Annotated in this window: 12 protein-coding genes; 6 read left to right on the forward strand and 6 right to left on the reverse strand. The window is 61.4% G+C overall.

Annotated elements, in window-relative coordinates:
* Positions 1-85: 85 nt before the first annotated feature.
* A complete protein-coding gene (aroQ, locus tag ACVWYU_RS10425) occupies positions 86-526 on the forward strand; it encodes a type II 3-dehydroquinate dehydratase (RefSeq protein WP_090325369.1) in 441 nt (146 codons plus the stop codon).
* A gap of 5 nt (positions 527-531) precedes the next feature.
* Complete coding sequence (locus ACVWYU_RS10430) at positions 532-1,386, forward strand: shikimate dehydrogenase (RefSeq protein WP_247254655.1); 855 nt, start codon at positions 532-534, stop codon at positions 1,384-1,386.
* Between the two features lie 36 nt (positions 1,387-1,422).
* On the opposite strand, the gene ACVWYU_RS10435 is transcribed toward ACVWYU_RS10430, so the two are convergent.
* Both ACVWYU_RS10435 and quiC read right to left on the reverse strand, forming a co-directional pair.
* Positions 1,423-2,100 (reverse strand): TetR/AcrR family transcriptional regulator, encoded by a 678-nt coding sequence (locus ACVWYU_RS10435; protein ID WP_247254654.1) that lies wholly within the window; start codon positions 2,098-2,100, stop codon positions 1,423-1,425.
* Positions 2,101-2,202: 102 nt separating this feature from the next.
* The gene (gene quiC, locus ACVWYU_RS10440) at positions 2,203-4,104 is read right to left on the reverse strand and encodes a 3-dehydroshikimate dehydratase QuiC (RefSeq protein ID WP_457372648.1); all 1,902 of its coding nucleotides are present in this window, start codon (positions 4,102-4,104) and stop codon (positions 2,203-2,205) included.
* Positions 4,105-4,645: 541 nt separating this feature from the next.
* Here quiC and ACVWYU_RS10445 point away from each other — a divergent pair.
* Both ACVWYU_RS10445 and ACVWYU_RS10450 read left to right on the forward strand, forming a co-directional pair.
* Positions 4,646-5,983, forward strand: coding sequence for an MFS transporter (locus ACVWYU_RS10445; RefSeq protein ID WP_425524288.1), 1,338 nt, complete (start codon positions 4,646-4,648; stop codon positions 5,981-5,983).
* A gap of 98 nt (positions 5,984-6,081) precedes the next feature.
* Positions 6,082-7,704 (forward strand): methyl-accepting chemotaxis protein, encoded by a 1,623-nt coding sequence (locus ACVWYU_RS10450; protein ID WP_457372649.1) that lies wholly within the window; start codon positions 6,082-6,084, stop codon positions 7,702-7,704.
* Positions 7,705-7,710: 6 nt separating this feature from the next.
* Here ACVWYU_RS10450 and ACVWYU_RS10455 read toward each other — a convergent pair whose 3' ends face one another.
* From ACVWYU_RS10455 to ACVWYU_RS10470, 4 genes are all read right to left on the reverse strand, one after another.
* Positions 7,711-8,589: a DMT family transporter gene (locus ACVWYU_RS10455; protein WP_090325378.1), complete on the reverse strand. Its 879-nt coding sequence runs from the start codon at positions 8,587-8,589 to the stop codon at positions 7,711-7,713.
* A 130-nt stretch (positions 8,590-8,719) separates the two neighbouring features.
* The gene (locus tag ACVWYU_RS10460) at positions 8,720-9,535 is read right to left on the reverse strand and encodes a sugar phosphate isomerase/epimerase family protein (protein WP_457372650.1); all 816 of its coding nucleotides are present in this window, start codon (positions 9,533-9,535) and stop codon (positions 8,720-8,722) included.
* A 2-nt stretch (positions 9,536-9,537) separates the two neighbouring features.
* Positions 9,538-10,593, reverse strand: a complete 1,056-nt coding sequence (locus tag ACVWYU_RS10465) for a Gfo/Idh/MocA family protein (RefSeq protein WP_457372651.1) — start codon at positions 10,591-10,593, stop codon at positions 9,538-9,540.
* A gap of 235 nt (positions 10,594-10,828) precedes the next feature.
* Positions 10,829-11,605, reverse strand: a complete 777-nt coding sequence (locus ACVWYU_RS10470; protein ID WP_457372652.1) for an IclR family transcriptional regulator — start codon at positions 11,603-11,605, stop codon at positions 10,829-10,831.
* Positions 11,606-11,780: 175 nt separating this feature from the next.
* Here ACVWYU_RS10470 and ACVWYU_RS10475 point away from each other — a divergent pair, with 175 nt between their 5' ends.
* Together ACVWYU_RS10475 and ACVWYU_RS10480 are read left to right on the forward strand one after the other, a co-directional pair.
* The gene (locus tag ACVWYU_RS10475; RefSeq protein WP_457372653.1) at positions 11,781-13,529 is read left to right on the forward strand and encodes an FAD-dependent oxidoreductase; all 1,749 of its coding nucleotides are present in this window, start codon (positions 11,781-11,783) and stop codon (positions 13,527-13,529) included.
* Positions 13,513-14,346: an aldo/keto reductase gene (locus ACVWYU_RS10480; RefSeq protein ID WP_457372654.1), complete on the forward strand. Its 834-nt coding sequence runs from the start codon at positions 13,513-13,515 to the stop codon at positions 14,344-14,346. Before ACVWYU_RS10475 ends, ACVWYU_RS10480 begins: the two co-directional genes overlap by 17 nt.
* Positions 14,347-14,484: the final 138 nt, after the last annotated feature.

A 14,484-nucleotide genomic window follows, 5' to 3' on the forward strand; every position in this document is an offset into this window, starting at 1 on the left:
TTGACCGAATTAACCAGTTAGTACAATTTATCTCCACAGGCTGAAACCTCGGCCAATGCCAAAAATAATAAGTGGAGAAACTTCGATGCCCCCCATTATTCTGGTGCTCAACGGCCCGAATCTGAACCTGCTCGGCACCCGTGAACCGGAGACTTACGGCCACGAAACCCTCGCTGACATTTCCGCGTTGTGCGGTCGTACCGCCGAAGAATTCGGCCTGGCGGTGGAGTTTCGCCAGACCAACCACGAAGGCGAACTGCTCGACTGGATTCACAACGCCCGCAACCGTTGTGCCGGCATCGTGATCAACCCGGCCGCGTGGACCCACACCTCAGTGGCAATCCGCGATGCGCTGGTTGCCAGCGAATTGCCCGTGATTGAAGTGCACTTGTCCAATGTCCACGCCCGTGAGCCTTTCCGCCACCACTCCTTCGTCTCGGCCATTGCCACTGCGGTGATGGCCGGGTTCGGCAGCCACGGCTATCGCCTGGCGCTGGAGCATTTCAGCCTGCGTTTGAAGGGGTGAACATCATGAGTCAGAACCACACAGTATTGGCCGGCCTGATCGGCGCCGGCATCCAGGCGTCCCGCACCCCGGCACTGCACGAGCATGAAGGCGATGCCCAGGGGCTGCGTTACCTCTATCGCCTGATCGACCTCGATCAGCTGCAACTCGACAGCAATGCCCTGCCCGACCTGCTCAGTGCCGCCGAGCGCATGAACTTCACCGGGCTGAACATTACCTTCCCGTGTAAGCAGGCAATCATCCCGCTGCTCGACGAATTGTCGCCGGAAGCTCGCGGCATTGGTGCGGTGAACACCGTGGTGCTCAAGGATGGCAAACGCATCGGTCACAACACCGATTGCCTGGGATTTGCCGAAGGCTTTCGCCGTGGCTTGCCTGGCGTTGCCGTTGATCGCGTCGTACAAATGGGTGCCGGAGGCGCGGGTGCCGCCGTTGCCCACGCGCTGTTGAGCGAAGGCGTACAGCAACTGAGCATTTTCGATGTGGAAATCAGCCGCGCCCAAAGCCTGGCGGACAACCTCAATCAAACGTTCGGCAGCGGCCGCGCCGTGGCGGGTCTCGATCTGGCGCGGAGCCTGGCCGAGGCCGACGGCCTGGTGAACACCACGCCCATGGGCATGAAAAAACTGCCGGGCATGCCCGTGCCGGTCGAGTTGCTGCGCGCGCAACTGTGGGTCGCGGAGATTGTTTACTTCCCGCTGGAAACCGAACTGCTGCGCAACGCCCGCGCCCTGGGCTGCCGGACCCTGGATGGCGGCAACATGGCGGTGTTTCAGGCGGTGAAGGCGTTCGAATTGTTCAGCGGTGTGGTGCCCGATGCCCAGCGAATGCTGGCGCACTTTCAAAGCATGAATGGCTGAAGGTCTTTTGTGGCGAGCGAGCTCGCTCGCCACGATTCAGGCCTGCAAATAGCGCAGAACCGACTCGCAAATCATCTCCCGATGACGCTGCTTGATGCGCTCGTCCGGCAGGTCAATCTGGAAAATCTCACCAAAGGTGTGACGGTTCGACACGCGATAGAAGCAGAACGAGCTGATCAGCAAATGCACATCCAGCGGATCGAGCCCCTTGCGAAACAGCCCTTCCTCGGCACCGCGACGCAAAATCTCGCCCAATGAGTCGAGGATGGTGTTGTTCATCGCCTTGATCGCATCGGAACGCTTCACGTATTCGGCGTTGTGAATGTTTTCAATGCTGACGATGCGCACGAAGTCGACGTTGCGGTCATGGTGATCGAAGGTGAATTCCACCAGCCGCCGAATCGCCTCCACCGGGGCCAGTTCGGTCAGGTGCAGTCGGTTTTCGGTGCTGCGAATATCGCCGTAAAGCTTTTCCAGCACTTCGACGTAGAGCTGCTCCTTACTGCCGAAGTAGTAATAGATCATGCGCTTTGAAGTGTGGATGCGCTCGGCGATCGCATCGACGCGAGCCCCGGAAAGCCCCTGTTGAACGAACTCGACAATGGCTTCTTGAAGAATGTTCTCGCGGGTTTTTTCCGGATTGTTTTTGCGACTCTTGCGCGGCTCGGCAGCCGGTTCGTCGGACGCTAAGGAGAGTTCTGAAGTCATTGTCATTGCGGGCTCACGGCCATCACTGCACAGGCGGGCGATTATGGGCTGAGCCGCACACTGAAGGAAGCCGTGCGGCAACGGATTACTCCCGCGGTTACGAATTTCCTACAACTTCGCCTGACGGACGGCACCACTGCGAGACTTGGCCATGGCCGCCAGTCGCACCGCCACGTTGGCCGCGCCATAACCGGCATAACCGTTCTTGCGCTGGATGATTTCGAAGAAAAACCGCCCTTCGAACGGCTCGGTGTACACATGGAACAGCTCGCCGCCCTGGGCATCGCGGTCGTACAACACATTGTAGTAGGCCAGTTCGCTGAGGAACTCGTCATCAAAGTCGAAACGCGCGGCCAGGTCATCGTAGTAGTTGAGCGGGATATCCAGCAGCGGAACGCCCGCCGCTTTCGCCCGACTGACTTCGGCAAAGATATCGTCGCAATCGAACGCGATGTGATGCACGCCGGAGCCGCGATAACTCGACAGCGCGTGTGAGATCGCGGTGTTGCGGTTCTCGGAAATGTTCAGCGGCAGACGAATCGAGCTGTCCCGACTGCGCAGCGCGCGGCTCTTCACCAGGCCGTAAGGGTCAGGCAGCACCACTTCGTCGTCGGCCTCGAAATCGAGCAAGCTCTTATAGAACAGCACCCAACTGTCGAGGCTGTCGGCCGGCAGGGCCATCGCCATGTGATCGATACGCTTGAGGCCACCGCTGGCCACCATATTGGGCTGCAAGTTGAAGTCGGTTCCGTAGACGTCGGCGTCCTGATCCACCAGGTAAATCAGGCTGCCGTCCGGCGCTCGCACCGCAGCCAGTTCCAGTTCATTGGGGCCGACCAGCCCGCGATAAGGCTGGCCCTTGTAAGCCACGGCGCGGGCCAGTGCACTGGCACTGTCCTTGACCCGTACGGCGGTGGCACACAGCGATGGACCGTGCGCCTCGAAAAAACTATGGCCGAACGAGTACGGCTCGGAGTTGAGGATCAGGTTGATATCGCCCTGGCGCAACAGGCTGACGCTCTTGGAACGATGCTGGCCGGCCTTGACGAAGCCCAGCCGCTCCAGCCAATTCGAGAGTTTGGCACCGAGGCTTTCATCCACGGCGAACTCAAGAAACTCGATGCCGTTGTATTCGCTGGCCTTGGGCGTCTCGAACAGAATGTCGAGGTTGGCCGCAGGTCGGGATTCCTGCTCCAGGCGCTGACGGGTTTTCTCTTCGAGGTACAGCAACGAGCGCAAACCGTCGGCGGCATTGGCCCGTGGCGGCGCGGCGCGAAAGCCGTCGTTGAAGATCTCCAGCGACAGCGGCCCGGTGTAACCGCTCTTGATGATCGGTGCGAGAAAGCCCGGCAAGTCAAACTCGCCCTGGCCCGGGAAGCAGCGGAAATGCCGGCTCCACTCCAGCACATCCATGGCCAGGATGGGCGCGTCGGCCATTTGCACGAAGAAGATCTTGTCGCCCGGGATGTCGGCGATAGCGCTGGGGTCGCCCTTGAGCGACAGCGTATGAAAGCTGTCGAGCAACACGCCGAGGCTTGGATGATCGGCCTGACGCACGATGCTCCACACCTGTTGATACGTGTTCACATGCCGGCCCCAGGCCAGGGCTTCATAACCGATACGCAAGCCTCGCGCGCCGGCGCGTTCGGCCAGCAGCCGCAAGTCATCGACCAGAATCTGTTCATCACCGACGGAATCGGCCGAGGCGTTGCTGCACACCAGCACCAGGTCGGTGCCCAGTTCCTGCATCAGATCGAACTTGCGCTCGGCGCGCTCCAGATTGCGCGACAGACGGTCACGGCGGCAGCCTTCGAAATCCCGGAACGGTTGAAACAGGGTGATGGCGATCCCGAGATCGGCGCACATCTGTTTGATTTCCCGGGGACTGCCGTCGTAGTAGAGAAGGTCGTTCTCGAAAATCTCGACGCCGTCAAAACCGGCGGCGGCAATGGCTTCGAGCTTTTCTGGCAGGGTACCGCTCAAGGAAACGGTGGCAATGGAACGCTGCATATCTTCGACTCCCGGTGGTGGAGGCAATCTTGTTAGGGACATCGCACGCTGTTTGCAGGAGCCGGCTGGCTGGCTCCTGCAAGGATCACGTTTAGCTTTGAGTGAATTATTGGCTGCGCGATCCCGCACAGCAATTTAAAGTGTACTACCCAGTTAGTTTTGCGTGCGATTATCGAACACAATGGCGATTGGCGAATTGACGATTTTTCGTCCACTGCGCAACATCAACACCACATTGGTCCCGATCACAAATCATCGGGGCCAGTTAACAACGACCCAGAACACCACATAAAAATTTCAAAAAACGGGTATACGCTCATGCGCTCATTCATCGCCCTGCTCCCTCGAACCACCGTCATTACGCCTTGCCCGGCGTCCATCCGAACACTGCGCACCGCTGGCACGCCCGTGCCGCTCGCTGAATAACTCGTCAGTCGACGAAACAGCCGATCAGTCCTCACGCGCACGCCGCCAGCGATTGATCACGCGCCCTTGAAGTCCCGACGAGCTTAGCTTGTCAGTCATTGAACGGATGGCACACATGAATCCTACACAAAGCTCACGCATGGCCCCGGCCATGAGCGCTGCCACTGCTGGCATCGGCGACAAGATCCGCGGCGCCATGGCCGTTGGCAAAACCCGTTGGGGCATGCTGGCGCTGGTGTTTTTCGCCACCACCCTGAACTACATCGACCGTGCCGCCCTTGGCGTCATGCAGCCCATCCTGGCCAAGGAAATGAGCTGGACGGCGATGGACTACGCCAACATCAACTTCTGGTTCCAGGTCGGTTATGCCATCGGTTTCGTGCTGCAAGGCCGCTTGATCGACCGGGTCGGCGTCAAGCGCGTGTTCTTCTGCGCCGTACTGCTCTGGAGCCTGGCGACCGGCGCCCACGGCCTGGCCACTTCAGCGGTCGGCTTCATGGTCTGTCGCTTCATCCTCGGGCTGACCGAAGCCGCCAACTACCCGGCTTGCGTGAAAACCACGCGCCTTTGGTTCCCGGCGGGTGAACGGGCCGTGGCGACCGGCATTTTCAACGCCGGGACCAACGTCGGCGCGATGTTCACCCCGATGCTGCTGCCACTGATTTTGCACGCCTGGGGCTGGCAAGGTGCGTTCCTGTGCATGTCGTCACTGGGCGGTATCTGGCTGGTGTGCTGGGGCCTGAAATACTTCAACCCGGAAGATCACCCGCGCGTCAAACAGTCGGAACTGGACTACATCCAGCAGGAAGTCGAACCCGAACAAGCGCGCGTACCGTTCTCGAAAATCCTGCGCATGCGAGGCACCTGGGCCTTCGCCCTCGCCTACTCGATCACCGCGCCGGTGTTCTGGTTCTACCTGTACTGGCTGCCACCGTTCCTCAATCAGCAATACAACCTGGGCATCAACGTCACCCAGATGGGTATCCCGCTGATCATCATCTACCTCACTGCCGACTTCGGTAGCGTCGGTGGCGGGATTCTCTCCTCGTTCCTGATCGGCCGCGGCGTCAACCCGATCAAGGCGCGACTGATGTCCATGTTCCTGTTCGCCTGCTGCATCATCGGCGTGATCATGGCCGCCGGCTCCAGCAACCTGTGGGTCGCGGTGTTCGCCATCTCCCTGGCCATCGGTGCGCACCAGGCCTGGACCGCGAACATCTGGAGCCTGGTGATGGACTACACGCCCAAGCACATGATGAGTACGGTGTTCGGTTTCGGTGGCATGTGCGCCGCCATTGGCGGGATGTTCATGACCCAGTTGGTCGGCCACATCCTGACCGCCACCAACAACAACTACACCGTGCTGTTCACCCTGATTCCGGCGATGTACTTCATCGCACTGATCTGGATGTACTTCATGGCACCGCGCAAGATTCCGAAAGTAGAAGACTGATGTTGCCTCGGCGCAGGCCCGATTTCGGGCCTGCGCTTTTTTTGTGCCTGCGTTTCATGAATCCACGATTTTTTGTTCATCGCCAAGGAGGTCAATCCATGTCGCCAGGTCGCCTGAGCATCGCCCAACGCGCTGTGATCAGCTTCGGTCTCATCGCCCTGCTGGTGCTGTTGCAGGGCTTGTTCGCCCTCAAGCAAGTCGCCCAAGTGCGTGCCACCGGTCAGCACACCGAAAACATTTCCCTGCCCAGCACCCGCTACCTGGGGGAAATCCGCGACTACGCCCTGAGCATTCGCGTACTCAGCCTGCGCATGGCGCTCAACCGCGATCCCAAGGTGCTCGACGCCACGGTGAGCCGCCTGCATCAAGTGCAGGGCTGGCTGGAACAAGCCCTCAACAAGTTCACGCCCCTCGTAGGCGATTACAACAGGGAGCCGTACGAAAAATTCGTCGCGACTGTCACCTCTTACCGTCAGGCCCTGGCGCAATACGAAACCCTGTCGCAGGAAAACCGCCTGGAAGAAATGACCGCGCTGCTCAACGGCAAGATCCAGGATTACTCGACCCTCAGCGGTGACCAGTTCGCCGAGCTGGTGGCCCTCACCACCAACGAAGTCAGTCAATCGGCGCAACAGGCCGACGCCCTCTACAACCAGGTAAAAGTCACGGTGATCGGGGCCTTGATTGCAGTCTCGCTGCTGACGGTGCTGCTCGCCTGGTTGTTGATTCGCAGCATCGTGGCGCCCATCCGTCAGGCCGTGGACGTGGCCGAGCAAGTAGCCGCTGGCGATCTGAGTACGCCGATCCGCAGCCATGGCGCGGATGAAACCGGGCGTTTGCTGACCGCGTTGTCGATCATGCAAAGCAGCCTGCGCGAGCCCCTGCAACGGATCAGCGCGGCGTCCACGCAACTGGCCGCTGCCGCCAACCAGATGAAACAGAGCACCCATCAGGATTCCGGCCGCCTGCAACAGCAGCACAACGAAATCGAACAAGCCGCCACGGCGGTGAATGAGATGACGGTGGCCGTGGAAGAAGTCGCACGCAATGCCGTATCGACGTCAGACAGCACGCGCCAGTCGACACAACAGGCAAGCCAGGGTCAGGCACGGGTGATTGAAACACTCGACTCGATCCAGGCCATGAGCGCCGACGCCGGCGGCGCCCTGCAACAGGTGCAGACCCTGGCCGAGCAATCCCGGGAAATCGGCAAGGTGCTGGATGTGATTCGCGCCATCGCCGAACAGACCAACCTGCTGGCGCTCAATGCGGCCATCGAAGCCGCCCGGGCCGGGGAAGCCGGGCGCGGCTTTGCGGTAGTGGCCGATGAAGTCCGCGCACTGGCCCATCGCACCCAACAGTCGACCCGGGAAATCGAACAGATGATCGGCCGGGTTCAGGGCGACACCGAAGGTGTGGTGCAGTCGATGCACAGCAACAGCCAGCGCGTTGCGCAGACCCTGTCACTCGCGGAACAGGCTGGCATCGCGCTGGCAGAAATTACCCGGGCCATGGAACAGATCCATGAGCGCAACCTGGTGATTGCCAGCGCGTCGGAAGAGCAAGCGGCGGTGGCGCGCGAGGTGGACAGGAATCTGCTGAACATCCGCGACCTGTCACTGCAAAGCGCCGACGCCTCGACCCGCACCAGCGCCACCAGCCAGGAACTGTCGCAACTGGCGGCGGGCCTGCAAAACCTGGTGGTGCGTTTCAGGTTCTGAGCGGCCTCAACGGCGGCTTTGCTGCCAGGCTGCCGCCAGACCACTGCAGCAAATCACCGCGATCCCGAGCACCGTGGTCAGGGTCGGCGTGTGGGAAAAGAGCAACCAGCCCAGCAGGCCGGCAAACACAATCTGGCAGTAACTGAAGGGCGCCAGCAGTGCCGGCGCGGCATGGCGGAAGGCCTGGGTCAGAAACAGATGCGCCGTCATGCCGCAGGCGCCCAGCGCCAGCATCAGCGCGCCATGCGGCAGGCTCGGCACCTGCCAGAAGAACGGCACCAACGCACTCATCACCAAGGTGTTGCACAGCCCGGCGAAGAAGTTGCTGGTGGTCGGGCTGTCGATCTCGCTGAGCTTGCGGGTCAGCAGTTGATAGAAGCAGAAAAACAGTGCCGAGCAGAACGGCAGCAACACCGCCGGAGTGAACAACTCGCCGCCAGGGTGAACGATGATCAGCACGCCGCTGAAACCGAAAATCACCGCCAACCATTGCCCGCGCGTCACACGCTCCTTGAGCAACGGCACCGACAACGCCGTGACCAGCACGGGCGCGAGGAAGTTGACCGAGGTCGCCTCCGCCAGCGGGATGTACATCAACCCCGTGGTGAAAAACAGGCTGGTGCCCAGCAGGCACAACGCCCGGACCACCTGCAACAACGGGCGCTTGGTGCGCAGCACCCGCAACCCGGATTGCGGCAGGAAAATCCCGGCCATCAACAAGGTGTGCACCACATAACGCGCCCACACCACCATGACAATCGGATAGAACCCCGAAAGGTATTTGGATATCGCGTCATGACTGGAAAACAGGAAGGTGGCAACGACGATCAGCAAGATGCCCTTGAAGGGCTGATTGACGCCGGAAAGCGGGGTGCTGACTGTCATGAAAGCCTCTGAGTGAAATCGGTATGTGGCGAGGGAGCTTGCTCCCGCTGGACTGCGCAGCAGTCCCAAATCAACATCCGCGACCGCTTCGCGGTCGAACGGGAGCAAGCTACCTCGCCACAACGGCAGGTCAAACCCGCGCCAACAATTCCCGGGTTTTATCCAACGCCATCTGCGCCCGGTCCAACCCACTCACGCCCTGCTCCAGCAGCTGCACGGTAGGAATCTCCAGGCTCAATGGAATGTTAGCCGGCAAACCGCGCAACAGACCCGGCAGGTCACAATCGCCTTCGCCGGGAAACCGTCGCTCGTTACGGGCCTGACGCAAGATCTCGGCCATGTCGGCCGGACGCGGCCCGGCCACATCGCACAACTGCGCATACCGTAACCGCGAGGGCGCCACCCTGGCCAGATCTTCCAGCCGTGACCCGGAACGATCGAAATGGAACGCATCCACCAGCACCGCACCATTTTCGCGCCCGGCCGCCTCGACGATGCGCACGGCTTGCTCAAGGTTGCGCGCATCGGTCCAGGGCATGAACTCCAGGTGCGGATGCAGTCCATAAGGCGCGGCCAGATCACACAGCCGGGCAAAGTTTTCGGTCATGCGTTGCTCATCGAAATCATTACCGGCCACCAGCAATTCAGTCGCACCGAATTCGGCACCGACCGCCAGCACCTTCTCGAACTCGGCGACGACGGTATCCGGCTTCAACCGCAGGATTTCAACATCCAGTACACGTACGCCGGTATCGCGCAGACGCGCCAGGGTCTGACGGCGCAAACCTTCATCCGCCACCAGGGCAAAGTGGTGTTCCTCCGGCGTCGCTGGCACCAGGCGCAAGCCGACATGGCTGTACCCGGCCCGTGCCGCGACTTCGACCATGTCGGGTGGCGAAAGCTCCAGCACGGTCAGACTGGCCAGGGAAAAAATTCGTTCACTCATGGTCAGGCCTCAATCAGGGAAGGCGTGCAAGCGCGACCGGTTTCGGCCGCTTCGCGGATGGCCTCGATCAGCGCCAGGGTGCGGGCGGCATCGGCGGCGCTCACCAGCGGCTCGACTTCCCGGCGCACGACGCGCACGAAGTGCTGCAACTGCAAGCGCAACGCCTCATCGGCGCTGAAGCTTTCCTGCATCTGCACCAGAGACTGATGCCACCCGCCATCGGCTTCGGTGTAATGCCAGCGTTTGAGTTGTGGAATACTCAGCGCCCCACCGGTCCCGGCCAGCAAGTAGCAGGGCTGGTCAGCCTGACGCGGATACACCGGGTTCTCCCCGGAATCCAGCTCCCAACTCCAGGGCGCCGCCACCGCGTCGGACCCGGTCAGGCTGCCCAGGGCACCGCTGTCGAACTGCAGCAACACAGCCGCGCAATCTTCGTTGGCGAAACCGCGGATGGCGTTGCTGGTGATGGCCTGCACCTGACGCACTTCACCGCACAAGTGGCGCAGTAAATCGAGGTCATGGATCAGGTTGGTCAACAACATCCCCGCACCCGCCTCGCGGCGCCAGGGCGTCTCGAAATAACTGTCGGGCTTGCGCAACTGCCAGAGCGCCGTGACCGTGGTCAACCGACCCAGGGCGCCGCCCTTGACCAGTTCATGGGCACGCACGATCAAGGGATTGTGCCGCCGATGATGGCCCACCAGCACCGGTACGCCAGTGGCCTTTGAAGCCTCCACCAAGCCGCGCACCTCATCCAGGTGCACGCCGACCGGCTTCTCCAGTAACACCGCGACCCCAGCGGCGAGGCAATCGAGGGCGGTGCTGACGTGCAGGTTATTCGGATTGGCGACGATGACGGCGTCCGGCTTCGCCTGCTCCAGCATCTGGCGGTGATCGGCGAAATACCCCACTCCCCATTCAGCGGCGAGCGTTGCCGCTTGCGGGCCGGGATCGGCCACCGCACACAGCGTCGCGTCAGTCAGGGTTTTCAGATGCCGGTAATGTTGCTGACCCATGATGCCAGCGCCGATCAGGGCAATTCGAAGGGGCGAATTCAAGGCGCGGTCCTCTTGTGCTTATTGTTGGAAGGAAGATTTCCAACAATTTAGAACCTGGTTCCAGATTCTTACACAAGCGTGCAATGAAAGTGTTCGAACAGCGCACGGTTTCAAGATTGATGGCGATCAAACTGTGGGAGCGAGCGCGCTCGCGATGAGGGCAGTTCATCCAATCATCGTGCTGACTGACAAACCGTAATCGCGAGCAGGCTCGCACACAGGGCTTATCCAGGCCTCAGTTAAACAACTCCGACGCCAGACTCGCCGCCGACAATTCCTCAGTAAACCTCAACAGCAACGGCGCCAGTTCGTGCAGCCGCGCACCCGGCATCCGCGCACTCGGCCCGGCAATGCTGAGTACGCCGATCACCCGACCATCGCCGGGGTGACGCACCACAGCAGCAATCGCCGAGGTGCCGACCGCCGAACTTTCCTCGACACAGGCGTAGCCCTGCTCCCGCGCCAGGCGCAGGCGCTCGAGCAATTCAATGTTGGAACGCGGCGCATTCGGCCCCAGATCCAATGGCCGATCCACCGCCTGGCGCTCGACCAGCGACAAGGCTTCGGCATCACTCATGCACGCCAGCCAGGCATGCCCCGAGGCCGTGTAAAACAGCGGTGCATCACGGCCCATATCGGGGTCGTAGCGCAAGCCGGATCGCGCCCCCTGGGACTTGGCGATCCAGGTCTGCCGCTCGCCATCTATAACGCCAAGGCGCACCAGTTCACCGGTTTCCTGGGCCAGACGATCGAGCACCGGCTGCACGATATCGGCGCCACTGCTCGACAGATAGCGGAAACCCATCGCCACCAGTTTGGTTGACAGGTGGTAGCGCAGGTTCTCTGGATTCTGTCGCACATACCCGAGGCGGATCAGCTCGGCGAGCAAGCGATGGGTTGCGCTCTTGGGGATGTCCAGTTGCTCCGCCAGTGTCTGCATCGGCAGGCCACGGGGGTCGCTGGTGAGGCTTTCAAGCACACTGAAAACACGTTCGATCTGACTGCCGGCCATGGGAGCTTCCACGAAAAATTTGCTCGATTCTAGAAGACAACCGACTGAATGCGAAATCTGGAACTCAATGTCCGATTACCGCCCGTTTTGTGCGCCTGGAACTTGCCCGGCACGGCATGCCTCTTTTATTTTCTGGAATCTAATTCCAAAACAATAAATCGCTGGAGTGTTCACAATGCCTGCCGAACCGCACTTTCTTCCCGACATCGACTGCGATGTGCTGATCGTCGGCTCCGGTGCGGCCGGGCTATCGGCCGCAGTCACGGCGGCGTGGCATGGCCTGAAAGTCATTGTGGTGGAAAAGGATGCGGTTTTCGGTGGGGCCACGGCCTGGTCCGGCGGCTGGGCGTGGGTGCCTTGCAATCCCCTGGCCCGGCGCGCCGGTATCGTCGAAGACGTGGCGTTGCCGCGCACCTACTTGAAACACGAATTGGGCGAGCACTTCGACCCGGCAATGATTGATGCCTTCCTCGAAGCCGGCCCGCAGATGGTCGCGTTTTTCGAACAGCACACCTCGCTGCAATTCGCCGACGGCAATGCCATTGCCGACATTCATGGCGACACGCCAGGCGCAGGCACCGGTGGGCGCTCGGTGATCGCCGCCCCCTATGACGCACGAAACGTCGGCACGCTGCTCAAGCGTCTGCGCAAGACCATGCGCGAAACATCGTTCATGGGCATGCCGATCATGGCGGGCGCTGACCTCACGGCGTTCCTCAACCTGACCCGCTCGCTGTCCGCCGCCTGGCACGTCACTCGACGTTTCACCCGCCACCTGCTCGACCTCGCCGTGCATGGCCGCGCGATGCAACTGGTCAACGGTGTGGCGTTGGTCGCACGCCTGGCAAAATCCGCCGAGGACCTCGGCGTATTGCTGTGGGAGTCGGCGCCCGTGACCGAGTTACTGTACGAGCGCAATCAGGTCCGTGGCGCGGTGGTCAGCACCGCCAAGGGCTCGGTGTGCATCCGCGCGCGCAAGGCCGTCGTGCTCGCGGCGGGCGGTTTTGCCAATGACATCGAACGGCGCAAGGCATTGTTTCCACGTACACCAACCGGGCGTGAACACCTGGCCTTGCCGCCGCTGGCGGTGTCCGGCGACGGGCTGCGACTGGGCGAAAGCGTCGGTGCTCGAGTCAATACCGATGTGGCGTCGCCAGTCGCCTGGGCACCGGTCTCGCAGGTGCGACACAGCGACGGCAGCGTCGGTCATTTCCCGCACATCATTGAACGCGGCAAGCCGGGGATCATCGGCGTCCTGAGCAACGGCCAGCGTTTCGTCAACGAAGCCAACGGTTACTACGACTACGTCAAGGCCATGGTCAGCGCCGCCCCGCCAGGCGAAGAGGTCGCTTCGTGGCTGATTTGCAGCCATGGCTTCCAGCGTCGCTACGGGCTGGGCATCTCTCGGCCGTTTCCGGTGCCACTGTCATCCTTTATCCGCAGCGGCTATCTGAAAACCGGCACTACCCTTGAAGAATTGGCATCGGCCTGCGGCATCGATCCGAACGGTCTACGCCGCACGGTGGACGACTACAACCGCCATGCGCGCAACGGCGAAGACCCGCAGTTTGGACGCGGTTCTACCCCCTATAACCGCAAGCAGGGCGATGCGCTGCAGCAACCCAACCCGTGCGTCGCACCGATCGAACAAGGCCCGTTCTATGCGGTGAAGGTCCAGCCCGGCTGCTTCGGCACCTTTGCCGGGCTCAAGGTCAACGCACACGCCCAGGCCCTCGACGACGCGGGTCAGGCCATCGCCGGGCTATATGCCGCAGGCGGCGACATGGCCAGCATCATGGGCGGGCACTACCCCGCCGGCGGCATCAATCTGGGTCCGGCGCTGACCTTCGGCTACATCGCCGCGCGCCATATCGCAGGTATCACCGCTTTTGAAAAGGAGATCGACCATGCAGCACATCGTTAACGCCCAAGGGTTGAACATGCCAAAACTGGGCCTCGGCACCTGGCCGATGCTGGGCGAGGAATGCACCCGCGCCGTGGAACAGGCCCTGGCGCTGGGTTATCGGCACATCGATACGGCCGCGGGCTACAACAACGAAGACGCTGTCGGTCAGGCGCTGGCGAACAGTCCGACACCCCGCGAGCAGATCCACGTCACCACCAAGGTCTGGTGGGACCAACTGCAACCCGACGCCATGCGCCACTCCATGGACCGCAGCCTCAAGGCCTTGCGCAGCGATTACGTCGACCTGTTCATGATCCATTGGCCCACCACCGACTGGGACCTGCCGAGCACGATCGAAACCCTGGTGTCATTCAAGGAACAAGGTCTGGCACGCAACATCGGCGTGGCGAATTTTCCGCTGCCGCTGTTGCGCAACGTCGTCGAGGAACTGGGCGCTCCGCTGTCAGCCATTCAGGTCGAATACCACGTGCTGCTCGGCCAAAACGCCCTGCTGAACTACGCCCGTCAGCATGACCTTGCACTGACGGCCTACACGCCCCTGGCTCGCAACAAGGTGTCAGACATCCCCCAGATCCGGCAGATCGCCGCCAAACAGGGTGTGTTGCCCACCCAGGTCGCGCTCAAATGGCTGCTGGATCAGGCGAACGTCGCCGCCATTCCCAAGGCCAGTAGCGAGGCCAATCAACGGGCCAACCTGGCGGCGCTGGACGTTCAACTGGACGATCAGGACCGCGCCTTGATCGCCAGCCTTTCCAAGCGCGAGCGTCAGGTCAGCCCGCCCTTTGCCCCTGTGTGGGACGCGTTCGACGAGTAACCGCATAGACCGGCTCCTGCACGCTTGATGTTCCCCCGATAAAAAAACGGCGCCCGACGGAATTCGTCGGGGTGCCCGCGTTCAATACAAACCTGAAACGTGCCCGGCAATCCATCAGGGGTTGCCGGGCTTACGGGC

It is taken from the genome of Pseudomonas sp. TE12234 (genome assembly GCF_054061835.1).

What these genes read in the sequence shown, in the direction of transcription:
- aroQ (WP_090325369.1), top strand. Translation starts at nt 86, where the DNA reads ATGCCCCCCATTATTCTGGTGCTCAACGGCCCGAATCTGAACCTGCTC.
- ACVWYU_RS10430 (WP_247254655.1), top strand. Translation starts at nt 532, where the DNA reads ATGAGTCAGAACCACACAGTATTGGCCGGCCTGATCGGCGCCGGCATC.
- ACVWYU_RS10435 (WP_247254654.1), bottom strand. Translation starts at nt 2,100, where the DNA reads ATGACAATGACTTCAGAACTCTCCTTAGCGTCCGACGAACCGGCTGCC.
- quiC (WP_457372648.1), bottom strand. Translation starts at nt 4,104, where the DNA reads ATGCAGCGTTCCATTGCCACCGTTTCCTTGAGCGGTACCCTGCCAGAA.
- ACVWYU_RS10445 (WP_425524288.1), top strand. Translation starts at nt 4,646, where the DNA reads ATGAATCCTACACAAAGCTCACGCATGGCCCCGGCCATGAGCGCTGCC.
- ACVWYU_RS10450 (WP_457372649.1), top strand. Translation starts at nt 6,082, where the DNA reads ATGTCGCCAGGTCGCCTGAGCATCGCCCAACGCGCTGTGATCAGCTTC.
- ACVWYU_RS10455 (WP_090325378.1), bottom strand. Translation starts at nt 8,589, where the DNA reads ATGACAGTCAGCACCCCGCTTTCCGGCGTCAATCAGCCCTTCAAGGGC.
- ACVWYU_RS10460 (WP_457372650.1), bottom strand. Translation starts at nt 9,535, where the DNA reads ATGAGTGAACGAATTTTTTCCCTGGCCAGTCTGACCGTGCTGGAGCTT.
- ACVWYU_RS10470 (WP_457372652.1), bottom strand. Translation starts at nt 11,605, where the DNA reads ATGGCCGGCAGTCAGATCGAACGTGTTTTCAGTGTGCTTGAAAGCCTC.
- ACVWYU_RS10475 (WP_457372653.1), top strand. Translation starts at nt 11,781, where the DNA reads ATGCCTGCCGAACCGCACTTTCTTCCCGACATCGACTGCGATGTGCTG.
- ACVWYU_RS10480 (WP_457372654.1), top strand. Translation starts at nt 13,513, where the DNA reads ATGCAGCACATCGTTAACGCCCAAGGGTTGAACATGCCAAAACTGGGC.